General features: G+C 56.2%; 10 protein-coding genes and 1 pseudogene. 9 read left to right on the top strand and 2 right to left on the bottom strand.

What is annotated here, in order from left to right; genetic code table 11:
* The 9 genes and pseudogenes from HQN82_RS24180 to HQN82_RS24140 all read left to right on the top strand — a co-directional run.
* Positions 1–882 carry a carbohydrate ABC transporter permease gene (locus HQN82_RS24180; RefSeq protein WP_173616184.1) on the top strand — a complete coding sequence of 294 codons (882 nt, stop codon included), beginning with the start codon at positions 1–3 and terminating at the stop codon, positions 880–882.
* A gap of 60 nt (positions 883–942) precedes the next feature.
* Positions 943–2,472 (top strand): extracellular solute-binding protein, encoded by a 1,530-nt coding sequence (locus HQN82_RS24175; RefSeq protein ID WP_173616401.1) that lies wholly within the window; start codon positions 943–945, stop codon positions 2,470–2,472.
* Positions 2,473–2,540: 68 nt separating this feature from the next.
* Complete coding sequence (locus tag HQN82_RS24170) at positions 2,541–4,871, top strand: alginate lyase (protein WP_173616183.1); 2,331 nt, start codon at positions 2,541–2,543, stop codon at positions 4,869–4,871.
* Between the two features lie 18 nt (positions 4,872–4,889).
* Positions 4,890–5,639 (top strand): SDR family NAD(P)-dependent oxidoreductase, encoded by a 750-nt coding sequence (locus tag HQN82_RS24165; RefSeq protein ID WP_173616182.1) that lies wholly within the window; start codon positions 4,890–4,892, stop codon positions 5,637–5,639.
* A 15-nt stretch (positions 5,640–5,654) separates the two neighbouring features.
* Positions 5,655–6,824, top strand: a complete 1,170-nt coding sequence (locus tag HQN82_RS24160; protein ID WP_173616181.1) for an SGNH/GDSL hydrolase family protein — start codon at positions 5,655–5,657, stop codon at positions 6,822–6,824.
* Positions 6,821–7,855 carry a hydroxyacid dehydrogenase gene (locus tag HQN82_RS24155; RefSeq protein WP_173616180.1) on the top strand — a complete coding sequence of 345 codons (1,035 nt, stop codon included), beginning with the start codon at positions 6,821–6,823 and terminating at the stop codon, positions 7,853–7,855. Before HQN82_RS24160 ends, HQN82_RS24155 begins: the two co-directional genes overlap by 4 nt.
* On the top strand, positions 7,852–8,637 hold the full coding sequence (locus HQN82_RS24150) for a sugar phosphate isomerase/epimerase family protein (RefSeq protein ID WP_173616179.1): 786 nt from the start codon (positions 7,852–7,854) through the stop codon (positions 8,635–8,637). Before HQN82_RS24155 ends, HQN82_RS24150 begins: the two co-directional genes overlap by 4 nt.
* A gap of 8 nt (positions 8,638–8,645) precedes the next feature.
* A complete protein-coding gene (locus HQN82_RS24145; protein WP_173616178.1) occupies positions 8,646–9,893 on the top strand; it encodes a glucarate dehydratase family protein in 1,248 nt (415 codons plus the stop codon).
* 13 nt (positions 9,894–9,906) lie between these two features.
* A pseudogene (locus HQN82_RS24140) lies at positions 9,907–10,779 on the top strand (type 1 periplasmic-binding domain-containing protein); the annotation flags it as partial.
* Positions 10,780–11,020: 241 nt separating this feature from the next.
* Here the strand turns inward: HQN82_RS24140 and HQN82_RS24135 are convergent.
* Together HQN82_RS24135 and HQN82_RS24130 are read right to left on the bottom strand one after the other, a co-directional pair.
* Positions 11,021–12,234 (bottom strand): IS3 family transposase gene (locus HQN82_RS24135; RefSeq protein WP_113344534.1). Its coding sequence is split into 2 segments (ribosomal slippage): positions 11,021–11,898 and positions 11,898–12,234, totalling 1,215 coding nucleotides; the frame shifts between segments, so codons are not numbered across the junction.
* Positions 12,235–12,550: 316 nt separating this feature from the next.
* A complete protein-coding gene (locus HQN82_RS24130; protein ID WP_173616400.1) occupies positions 12,551–12,934 on the bottom strand; it encodes a RidA family protein in 384 nt (127 codons plus the stop codon).
* Between the last annotated feature and the right edge of the window lie 44 nt (positions 12,935–12,978).

Genomic DNA, 12,978 nt, shown 5'->3' with positions numbered 1-12,978 from the left:
ATGACAAATTTCAATCTCTATTCGCGTGGCGACAGGATTTTTGGCTGGGCTAACGCCGTTCTTCTAGGGCTATTCGTTCTGTCGACGCTTTACCCGTTCATTTACGTCGCAGCAGTTTCGATATCCTCAGGGGCCGCGGTGACTGCCGGTCGCGTCACCCTTTGGCCGGTCGATGTTACTCTGGCGGCCTATAAACATGTCCTCTCGGACAGGATGTTCTGGATCGCTTACGGCAACACGTTCATCTACACGTTCGGCGGTACATTCATGAGCCTGCTGATCATGATCCCGGGCGCTTATGCATTGTCACGCAAGCGCCTGCGCGGTCGCACCTTCTTCAATATCGCGATTGCCTTCACGCTCTGGTTTCATGCCGGCATGATCCCCTTCTTCCTGAACATGCGGGATCTCGGCCTGCTCGACAGCCGCTTTGGTATCATCATCGGGTTCGCGGCCAGCGCCTTCAATGTCATCCTGTTGCGAAACTTCTTCGAAGCCGTGCCGAAATCTTTCGAGGAAGCCGCCAAGATGGACGGCGCAAGCGAGTTGCAACTGCTGTGGAAAGTATTCATTCCGCTTTCCAAACCGGCCATCGTCACGGTGGCGCTGTTCTGCGTCGTCTCGCGCTGGAACGGGTATTTCTGGGCAATGGTGCTCCTGCGTGGCGAGGAGAAAATCCCGCTGCAAGTCTACCTCAAGCGCGTCATCGTCGACCTCAATTCGAACGACGAGTTCGCTTCGAGCCTGCTCACAGCCCATTATTCATTCGAGACGGTGACCTCCGCGATCATGATCGCGTCGATCATCCCCGTCCTCATCATTTACCCCTACGCCCAGAAGTATTTCACAAAGGGAATTTTGCTGGGCGGGGTCAAAGAGTAGCTGCACAAGGGAGGAGAACCTGTGAGAAAACTGCGAAAAAGCACGCCCCTTCTGGCGTTGATGACTGCAGCAACAATGGCCTTGCCGGCCTTCGCGCAAGATACCGGCAAAATATCAGAAGACCCGTTGGAGCTGACAATCCACTTCCACTTCCGCGACAAATACGTCTATTCGGAAAAGTGGCCGGTGGAGCAGAAGGCTGCGGAGATGACCAATATCCGTGTGCGCAACGTAGCATCGCTGGCGACCACCAGCAGCCGCGATGCCTTCAACCTGTTGATCGCTTCGGGTGACCTTCCCGACATCGTCGGCGGTGATGCGTCAGGCGGACTAAAGGAAGACTTCATTCGTTATGGGCTGGAAGGTGCATTTGTTCCGCTTGATGATTTGATCGAGGAACACGCCCCCAACCTCAAGGCATTCTTTGACAGCCACAAGGATATCCGCAACGCGATTTCCGGACCGGATGGCAAGCTCTATTTCATTCCTTACGTTCCGGACGGAAAATACTCCCGCGGCTGGTTCATCCGCCAGGACTGGCTGGACAAACTGGGACTGAAACAGCCGGAAACGCCTGAAGAAGTCTATGAGGTCCTGAAAGCCTTCCGCGACAAGGACCCGAATGGCAACGGAAAGAAGGACGAAGTACCGTATTTTGCCCGTGAAGAGATCGACGCGGTTCGCCTTATCAATCTCTGGGATGCCCGCGTTTCAGGTTCTGAACGCTATGGTGACTTTGCCGTCTATGACGGCGAGTTGCGCCATCCATGGGCTGAAGAAAACTACAGGACCGGCATCTCTAACGTCGCCAAGTGGTACAAGGAAGGCCTGATCGACAAGGAAATCTTCACGCGCGGCGCCCGGTCGCGTGAATATCTTCTAGGCAACAATCTCGGCGGCATGACGCATGACTGGTTCGCCAGCACCTCGACCTATAACGACGCGCTGTCGCCAAAGATCGAAGGTTTCGCGCTGAAGCCAATGTTGCCGCCGAAGACCGTCTCCGGTCAACGTTTCGAAGACGCCCGCAGATTGCGTGTTCAGCCGGTTGGCTGGGCGATCTCGGCCGCCAATGAACATCCGGTCGAAACGATCAAGTACTTCGATTTCTGGTTCTCCCAGCAAGGCCGTATCCTGTCGAACTTCGGTGTCGAAGGCCTAACCTATGAGATGGTCGACGGCAAACCGCAGTTCAAAAAGGAAGTTCTTGAAAACAAGGACCCGGTTAATGCCCAGCTATGGGCCGTGGGTGCGCAGGTACCGCGCGGCTACTGGATGGACTACGAATATGAACGCCAGTGGACCAACAAAATCGCGCTTGAAGGTATCGATATGTACGACAAGTGCAATTGCCTTAAGGACGAGTTCATGGGCGTGTCGCTGAACGCCGAAGAAAAAGCAACCTTCGACCGCTATTGGCCGAGCATTCTCACATACATGACCGAGATGCAGCAAACCTGGATCCTTGGTGCGCAGGATGTCGATGCCGGTTGGGATGCCTACAAGAAAAGGCTGACGGCACTCGGTTACGATGAGGTCATCAAGACGATGCAGTCAGCCTACGACCGTCAGTACAAATCGGCCCAATAAATCAGGCTTGTGATGGCGGCCCTGTCGCCGCCATCTCCTCTCTTTGTTCTTATAGGAGTTAGAGCGCAATGCGTCCCTCTGCCTCGGCGATTGCCAGACAAGCTCATCTCGATGAACCGCGTCCAGGTTCCCTGACCATTGGCTACATGCCGAGTGAGCAATTACCGCCAACCGAAAATCCCCCGCGTTTTTCCTGGCTTCCCGATATTGATGATGGTGCGCGCTATGTGCTGCGCATCTCGACTGACCCCAATTTCCCTGACGCACAGACAACTGTGTTTGAAGATCTGGCTTGGAATTTCTTCACCCCAGACGTGGTGTTGGAGGATGGCCACTATCACTGGAGCTACGCGCTCTGGGACCAGAATGCACGGCAACCTCTTTCCGACTGGAGCACGGCGCGGGGCTTCGAAATCACTGCCGCATTGCCGAAAACCCCGTTACCCGGCCGGGCGGCGCGACATGCCGCCGCCCATACGAGCCGTCCAAGGCTCTGGCTGAATGGCGACCAGTTGAAAGCTTTCTCGGCTGCTGTGGCTAAGGATGCCGATCATTGCGGGTGGTCTAACTTTTTCGAAAAATCTGTCCAGCCCTGGCTAGACCGGCCGATCATGCTGGAACCGAAACCCTACCCCAACAATGTCCGCGTCGCGACCTTGTGGCGGCAAATGTATATTGATTGCCAGGAAGTGATTTATGCCATTCGCCATCTGGCGATTGCGGGACGTGTTCTGGGGCGGGAAGACCTGCTCGACAGGTCGCGTGACTGGCTCCTGGCCGTGGCGGGCTGGAATCCGACTGGCCCGACCTCCCGCGCCTATAATGATGAAGCCGCCTTTCGTGTCGTTGTTGCACTCGCCTGGGGATATGACTGGCTTTACGACCATCTGAGTGCGAAAGAGCGCGAAACGGTCAAAGCCGTTCTGCTGCGCCGTACGCGTGAGGTCGCTGACCATGTGATCTCGCATGCGCGTATCCACGTCTTCCCCTATGACAGCCACGCCGTACGCTCCCTGTCTGCCGTGCTGACACCTGCATGCATTTCATTGCTGGGTGAAAGTGACGAAGGCGGCGAATGGCTCGACTATACGGTTGAGTTCCTGTCGACACTTTATTCTCCATGGGCTGGCACCGATGGTGGTTGGGCCGAAGGTCCGCACTACTGGATGACTGGCATGGCCTATCTGATTGAAGCGGCCAACCTGATCCGGTCCTATATCGGTTACGATCTCTATCAGCGCCCCTTCTTCCAGAACACCGGCCGGTTCCCTCTCTACACCAAGGCGCCCGGAACACGTCGCGCCAATTTTGGTGACGATTCCACCATGGGCGATCTGCCCGGTCTGAAGGTTGGTTACAATGTGCGCCAGTTTGCTGGTGTGACCGGCAATGGCCATTACCAATGGTATTTCGATCGCATTAAGCAAGATGCCACCGGCACAGAAATGGCCTTCTACAATTACGGCTGGTGGGACCTGAATTTCGACGATCTCGTTTATCGTCACGATTACCAGCAGGTGGCGGCCGTTGCGCCGACCGATCTTCCAGCCCTTTCCGTGTTCAACGATATTGGCTGGGTGACAATCCAGAAACACATGGAAGATCCGGACCGGCATCTGCAATTCGTATTCAAGTCCAGTCCCTACGGTTCGCTGAGCCACAGCCACGGCGATCAGAACGCCTTTGTGCTTTACGCCTACGGCGAAGACCTCGCGATCCAATCCGGTCATTACGTTGCCTTCAATTCACAGATGCATGTGAACTGGCGCCGTCAGACCCGGTCAAAAAATGCGGTGCTGATCGGTGGCAAAGGCCAATATGCCGAAAAGGACAAGGCGCTGGCGCGACGTGCGGCCGGGCGTATCGTTTCGGTAGACGAGCAAGCCGGCCATGTCAAAATCGTCGGAGATGCAACGGCGGCCTATCAGGTTGCAAACCCGTTGGTGCGCAAGGCAGAGCGAGAAGTCCATTTCGTCAACGACAGCTATTTTGTGTTCGTCGATGAGGTTGAGTGCAGTGAGCCACAGGAACTGCAATGGCTTTGTCACACGATCGGCGCCCCCCAGACCGGCCGTTCCAGTTTTCGTTACACCGGCAGCAAAGCCGGCTTTTACGGCCAGTTTGTCTATTCATCCTCTGGCGCACCGCAGATTTCCGCCGTTGAAGGTTTCCAGGGTATCGACCCGAAGGAATTTGAAGGGCTCGAAATTCATCACCACGTTTGCGCGACCGTGCCGGCAGCAACACGGCACCGTCTGGTCACTCTTCTGGTGCCCTACATCCTGAGTGAACCGAAGCGTATTTTCAGTTTCATCGATGATCAGGGTTTCTCGACGGACATCTACTTCAGCGATGTCGATGACGAGCGCTTCAAACTCTCTCTTGCCAAGCAATTCTAATCATTACGAGGTTTCCAAATGCTACGTTTCAAAAACAAAACGGTCGTCGTCGCGGGCGCAGGTCGTGATATTGGTCGCGCATGCGCTATCCGGTTTGCTCGGGAAGGCGCCAATGTTGTGCTGACCTATAACGGCGCGGCGGAAGGTGCATTATCGGCCGTTTCCGAGATCAAGAAGCTCGGGGGCGAGGCACTGGCCATCAAGGCCGATCTCACCAAGGCTGCCGATGTAGAGGTTGCGATTTCCGGTGCGACCGACAAGTTCGGAAACATTCACGGTCTGGTGCATGTGGCAGGCGGTCTGATTGCCCGGAAATCTCTGTCCGATATGAACGAAGCTTTCTGGCATCAGGTTCTTGATGTCAATCTAACGTCGCTTTTCCTCATCGCCAAGGCAGCCGTGCCGAAGATGGCAAAAGGCGGCTCCATCGTGACCTTCTCGTCGCAAGCCGGTCGTGATGGCGGCGGTCCTGGCGCCCTGGCTTACGCGACATCCAAGGGTGCGGTAATGACCTTCACACGTGGTCTCGCCAAGGAAGTTGGTCCCAATATTCGCGTCAACGCAGTTTGCCCGGGCATGATCTCAACGACGTTCCACGACACCTTCACCAAACCCGAAGTACGTGAAAAAGTGGCCGGTGCGACTTCGTTGAAGCGCGAAGGATCGAGTGAGGACGTTGCCGGTCTGGTGGCCTTCCTTGCATCTGATGATGCCGCTTACATCACTGGTGCCTGCTACGACATCAATGGCGGCGTCCTGTTCTCCTGATATCCTGGTAAAACCATGTCCGTATCGTTACCGAGAGCGAGCCGCGTTGCCATTCTTGGCACGTCGCTCGTCCAGCAAAACCACATTGGCGATGCCCGGATGCTTGCAACATCGGCACGCGGCTGGATGAGCTGGGCCGAGGTTCTGTCTTACGGCAGGCTGCATTGCCCGGTCCATCACGATCCATCGGTGCCACCGGGCTGGGAACCGAGCAATCGGCCGGGCGTCAGCCGGTTTTTTGCCGGCCTCAACTTCGGCGTCTCCGGCCAGAAGGCGATCGAAATCGAACGACGACTGCCGCGATTGCTGCAATCAGATTTCGATCTGATCCTGCTGGATGCCGGCACCAACGATATGATGGTGGAAACCCGCCAGACAATTGCAGATACCAGAGCACGGATTGCGTCCGCTTTACTGGCCGCTGGAAAGACGGTCATTCTTCTGCCCATTCTGGCGCGTGGCGTGGGTAAATGGCCGGCGCATGGCTCCGAACGGGCAAAGGCGCACTGGATCAATCGCCAGAGTGCTGAATTTGCCGCCAGTCACGCCAATTGTCATGTATTCGACTGGAACGCAGCATGGGTCGATCCGAACAGCGAGTTTGGAGAGCCCTATCCAGGTTACTCCGACGATGGAACGCATTTTTCGGTGCGCGGTGCCTTTGCCGTCGGCAAGCTGCTGGCAGCCTATTTCGCAAACATTGTGCCGCGTGCGGCAGACCGCGTTTTGCCAAGAGATGATCGTTTCGACCCCGTCAACAACCCGACCGGAAATCTGGCAACCGAACTGTCCGCGAAAACTCTGACAGAGAGCTTGGAGCAAAGCCACCGTCTTGGTGGGGAGATTGTGCATCCTGGAACCGGTAACTGGGTTGAGGCAATCTGCGATATCGACGTGCCAGCGCATTCAGGCATTCTCGGCGTAACACTACGTTTGAAAGATATTGCCGAGGAAGGGCAACAGGCATGTGCGCTAAGTCCCTTTCGTGCCGAAGACGGCTCAGTATTCCCCTTCCCTGATACACATTGGAAAGGTGCTTTGCGGACGCCGCCGTTAAAACTCCGGCCGGGTGCTGCACCCCCGGAGCTATATCTTGATGTCCTGCTGCAGGCAGGTTCAAAGCCGATCAGCATCGATATTACGCGCATTGATGTGCGGCCCGTTTCAAATCCGGTGTGTGCATGAGCAAGGGTGGTGGAAAGCCGAAGCTGCTGATCGCCATGCGCAGCGAGCTTCCGCAAGGGTTTTTCGGCGCGCGCGAATGGGCGCGACTGAACGCTGTGACCGATATCGTTGACGGATTTCCCTATACAGACTTCGACACGGAGAAAGGTCGCCGGGCTTTGGCCGAGGCCGACATTCTGCTGGCGGCCTGGGGGACACCTTCGCTGACAAAAGAACGCCTTGCCCGAGCACCTAACCTCAAGATGTTGGCCTATGCGGCATCATCCGTTCGCGTCGTCGCGCCTGCTGAATTCTGGGACAACTCCAATATTCTGGTGACAACCGCAGCGCCTGCCATGGCCGCGCCGGTGGCGGAATTTACCTATGCGGCCATCATCATGTGCAGCAAGGACGTGTTTCGCCTGCGAGATGAACACCGGGCTGAGCGCGGCACCGGTGGGTTTGGCAGCCGCCGTGGCATGAACCTGCCCTGGCTTGGAAGCTATTCCCGCAAGGTCGGCATTGTCGGCGCCTCGCGCATTGGGCGACTGGTTATCGATATGCTGACACGGGGCCGTTTCGAAATCGGCGTTTATGATCCATTCCTGTCCGCGGTTGAGGCAACGGAACTTGGCACAACAAAAATGGAACTGCATACGCTTCTCGCATGGGCCGACATCGTCTCGCTGCACGCACCGGTCCTGCCGCAAACCCGTCACATGATTGGTGCGCAAGAGCTTGCGTTGATGGCCGACCACACGGTGTTCATCAATACGGCGCGTGGCTGGCTGGTCGATCACGAAGCACTGTTATCAGAGGCGCAATCCGGTCGCCTGCGGATCCTGATCGATACGCCGGAACCCGAACCGCTACCGGTCGACAGCCCGTTTTACGACTTGCCGAATGTCGTGCTGACCCCACACATCGCCGGTGCGCTGGGCAATGAATTGCGCGCGCTTTCTGATGTCGCAATCACTGAAATCGAGCGCTTTGTCGCGGGTCTTCCACCGCTCTACCCCGTTCGCAAACATGACATGGAGCGCATGGCATGAGGGCTTTCAACTATTGTTTTTCCACGCTTGGCTGCTCTGAACTTGACCTGCATGAAACCGCCGACCTGGCGAAACGGCACGGTATTTCGTGCGTGGAATTGCGCACGCTTTCCGGTTCCGTCGACCTGATTTCGGCACTGGAGGGTGAGTTTGGCAGCCCTTCAATCTTTGCTGCGTTTCTGGCGCAACGTGACCTCAAGGTCACCGCCCTCAATACATCGATCCGGTTGTTTGATAGCGGCGATATGTCTGCCGTTGAGCCCTTCATTGCGTGGGCGGAAGCGGCGGACATTGCACATCTCAGGATATTTGACGGCGGAAATCGGTTAACGACCTGCGAGATGACACGCGCAGGTGTAGCGCTCGATCAGTGGCAAGCCGACCGGCAATCACGTGGGCTGAATGTCGATCTGATGATCGAAACCCATGATGCTCTAGCCGATGCAACGCAACTCTCTACCTTCATCAGGGTTGTGCCACATGCCCTGATATTATGGGACACCCATCACACCTGGGCCAAGGGTTCCGATATCAAGCGCCTTTGGCCTGATATCGTCGACAATGTTGTTCATTTGCATGTCAAGGACAGCAAGATGGGAGACGACGGCCGACGCCTTTACGTGCTTCCAGGCCAGGGTGACTTCCCGATTGCGGATCTTTTGTCGCTTGTCGGATCGAATGACCGACACCTCCCTCTTAGTCTCGAATGGGAGCGCCACTGGCATCCCGAACTGCCACGTCTGGATGACGCGTTGATCGCAGCGCGCGCCTGGTGGCGATAGGAGTACTTATGCGTATTGCAGACATTCAACTAACGCCGGTTGCCGTTCCCGACAAACCATTGCTGAACTGCAAGGGTGTTCACCAGCCTCACGCCCTGAGAACCATCATTGAAGTCACCTGTGATGACGGCACCGTTGGTTTGGGAGAGAGTTACGGGAGTATCAAAGCACTGGACGGTCTAAGACGTGCGGCTCCATCATTGATTGGTCTCGATCCGTTTCACCTTCACGAATTGAAGGCACGGGTCCTTGCCGCTTTGCCAGGTGGTGGTGGCATCAATGCAAAAAGCGCCGTTGCCGACCACAAACTGACGGACGTTGTCTCCTCGGCGTTTGAAGTTCCATGCCTTGATATTCAGGGCAAGCTGCTCGGGCGACCGGTGTGTGACCTGCTTGGTGGTGCGGTTCGCGACAGGGTTCCCTTCAGCGCTTATCTGTTTTTCAAATTCGCCGCTCATATTGGAGAAGAACCGGACGAATGGGGGGAAGTGCTGACGCCAGACCAGATGGTCGGGGAAGCCCGCCGGATGGTGGATAAATACGGTTTCCAGTCACTGAAGCTCAAAGGGGGTGTTTTGCATCCCGATCTCGAAATCGAGACGATGCTGAAGCTGCGCGAAGCCTTTCCGAACCACCCTTTGCGGATCGACCCCAATGGGGGGTGGACCATCGACACCGCTATCTACATAGCGCGCAAATTGGAAGGCGTTCTGGAGTATCTCGAAGATCCTGTCATCGGTATGGACCAGATGGCACAGGTCGCAGCGGCGACGTCAGTTCCGCTCGCCACCAACATGATCGTCCTTGAGTTTGATCAGATTGCTCGAGCCTTCCGAAAGAACGCCGTTCAAATCGTCTTGTCCGATCATCACTATTGGGGCGGTCTTCGTGCTTCAACGCATCTCGGCAAAATCTGCGAAACATTGGGGCTCGGAGTGTCGATGCACTCCAACTCGCATCTCGGGATCACGCTCGCTGCTATGACCCATGTCGCTGCGGCGACACCCAATCTAAGCTATGACTGCGATACACATTTTCCTTGGACTGGTGTTGATGTGACTGAAGGAGCCCCTTTTGTCTTCGAAGGCGGCAGCCTGGAGGTGCCAAAGGATCCAGGACTGGGGATCTCGTTAGATCGACACAAACTGTCAATATTTGCTGGTTTGTACGAACAGACGGCCATGAAAGAGCGAGACGACACGGCCTACATGAAGCTCTTTCAACCAGATTACGAACGTCGCGTGCCCCGGTGGTGACTGCCCAGACGTCGAGGGACAGGCACGCAAGCGCGGCCTTTCGCCGATGGTTGTATCCGGGCGGCGCGATCCCAAGGAAGAACGCCGTACAGTGGAGACACTGATCGCCTATTCGATCGATGCACTCTTCATTGCGGGCGCGACCGATCCCGACGGCGTGCACCAGGTCTGCGCCCGCGCAGCACTGCCGCATGTCAATATTGACCTTCCCGGCAAATTTGTACCCTCCGTTATTTCCGACAACAGACATGGTGCGGAAATATTGACATCGGCAATCCTTGCCCATGCGGAAAAAGACGGGCCTCTCGGTCCTGACGACGTCATCCTGTTCGGCGGTCATGACGACCACGCCAGCCGCGCCCGTATAGATGGGTTCCACGCCACCAAGGCCGCCTTTTTCGGGGTCGATAACGGGGACGATATCGAAATCACTGGCTATTCACCACGCATGACGGAACTCGCATTCGAACGTTTCTTTGAACGCAAAGGCCGCCTGCCCCGCTGCTTCTTCGTCAATTCATCGATCAATCTCGAAGGACTGCTGCGTTTCATGGGGCGCCATGACGGCGAGGCGTTTGGCGATATCGTTGTCGGCTGTTTTGACTACGACCCCTTCGCATCGTTCCTTCCTTTCCCGGTCTACATGATCAAGCCCGATATAGCGCAAATGCTCAAAAAGGGGTTCGGCCTTCTGGCAGAGAACCGGACCGAGCCCGAAGTCACCATGATCGAACCGACGCTCATTTCGCCGCGAACCGCTCTCGAAGGTCCGCTCGACGACATATGGCCCCCCGGCATCTGCGATAAACATGCGAAATGCCGCTTGACCTCAACAGTGCTCGAGGTCGTACCGATTGCATGGCGCTTCAGCATTGTAACGGGATAATGATGAAAAACTCATGGGAGTTCGGTCTACGACCGTTCGGAAGAAACGGGATGAGGTTGTTGCGCCAGCGGGTGCTTAGCGGCTCCTAGTATCGCATTCGGCGAGAAGCACACGCAGTAAAGGATATGGCGGTTCTCATAGGTCCGCTTGATCATTATAGCCGTAAAACTCTCGATATTCGGCTGATCAGAGCACCTCGGGGCTATTCGTGGAGTGCACCCCATTTCACCGGGCAAGTCGGCTAGATTGATTTAGCCCTGATGAACTGCCGAGGGGAAGCCATCTTGAGCGCGGAATGGGGATGGATTTCGTTGTAGTCCTCGATCCATCCGTCGATGAGCCGGAGCGCTGTTTGGGCGTCCGGTAGAGCTGATATCCGAATATAGTCCCGCTTCAACGTTTTGACGAAGGCTTCCGACATGCCGTTCGACTGCGGGCTGGCTACCGGCGTGAAGCAGGGTGTCAGATTGAGTGCTTGCGCAAACAGCCTCGTGTCCCTCGCGGTGTAAGCAGAGCCGTTGTCCGAGAGATGCTCGATTGCGTGCGGGGCTCGGGTTGCTGCGAAGCGTTTCTCGACCGCCTCCAGCATCATGTCGCGCACGTCAGAGCCGGAGATGCCCGCGTTGGCGACCGCCGTCCAGGCGATGATCTCCCGGTCGAAAGCGTCGATGATGAAGGCGAGACGGATGACCTCGCCGTTCCAGCAAGTGAACTCCAGCCCATCCGAGCACCAGCGCAAGTTCGAGCGCATGACCATGACCTTGCCGTCATGGATGCGGCCCTTGCGAACGGCCGTATGCTTCTCCAGCAACATGGCGTGGTTGCCCATGATGCGGTGAACCCGTTTTGCGTTGACGACAGGCTTATCGGCGGCTCGCCTTTCGCGATTGAGGAGCGCGGCGATCCGCCGATAGCCATAGGTTGGCCTTTGATCTACCAGCCTGCGAATGATGGGCAAAAGCTCTGCATCCTCGGCCTTGTGATAGGAGCCGCGCGGCTTCGATCTGCCTTTCAGCCGCTCGATGAGGTTGGAACGGGATACGCCCAGCGTGTCTGCGACGGCCTTCATCGCGAACCGTCCTTCGGCAACAAGATCGGCCGCGATATCCGTTTTTTTGAGTCTGCTTTGGACAAGGCTTCCCGAAGGATTTCGACCTCCATCGTCTTGCGGCCGAGCATGCGCTCCAGCTCGCGGACGCGATCTTCCAGCTTCTTCACTTCCGAATTGCCGACCACCGGCTCGTCAGAATCCACAGCTGCAGCACCTCCCTCGCTCAAGAGCCTGCGCCACCGATAAAGCAGATTGGGCGCGACGCCATGACGGCGAGCGGTGGACGATACCGTCTCGCCTGGTTCGAAACTCTGCTCAATGATCGTCAGCTTTTGCTCGGTTGTCCACCGCCTGCGGCGAACATCACCCGTCAGCAATTCAACGTGTCGATACTCGTTAGACATAAGCCTATACCCAAGCCTGTGCTTGAGCCTTTCTGCTTATGCCGACTGTCCGGTCGAAATGGGGGGCAGTTCAATTCGGCGATCGTTTGTTAGTCCTTCGCTCCTGAACAGATGAGAACCTGCAGCCTGCTTGTCTACCCCCCTAAATAGCTGGAACTTAAATATTTGCAGTCGTGGAGCGTCGTAAGATTGAATTATGGCAGCCGCGGCTTTAGCGATACAAACCTTGGCTGGTTGTCCACCAGCTGCGTCGTCTTGTTATGTCTTCTACACTATTTGTCCGGTCCGATTTGAGACTCTAGGACTTCGGCGGGCATCAACCGCTCAATTGTAACGGGTGCGAAGGTATAGCTGCCACAACTTTGATTTCCACAAGAAGGCCGGGATGGGCAAGTTCGGAAACGCCAATGCAAGTCCACGCGCATGTTCCGCGGGGGAAAACCCGGTCCTTTACCTCGCGAAAGGTATGCATGTGCTGCTGCAATCCGACATGGTACGTAGTCATTTCGACAACATCTTCGAAGCTGCAACCTGCCGCTGACAAAACTGTAGCTAAGTTGTCCCAACACGCCTCGAATTGCTTCTCTGTGTCGTTGATGACATTCATGTTGGCATCCCGTCCAACCTGCCCCGCGCAGAAAACCAGGTTTTCAACGCGTACTGCAGGGGCATAGCCTGCCCGCTCCACAATCGGCTTCATTGCCGACGGCACGATAATTTTGCGATTCACAGATAATCCTTTCT

It is taken from the genome of Agrobacterium pusense, assembly GCF_013285525.1.
Lineage (GTDB): Bacteria > Pseudomonadota > Alphaproteobacteria > Rhizobiales > Rhizobiaceae > Agrobacterium > Agrobacterium pusense.
The sequence above is the reverse complement of the archived record's forward strand: the minus strand, read 5'-3'. Positions and strand labels throughout refer to the sequence as shown.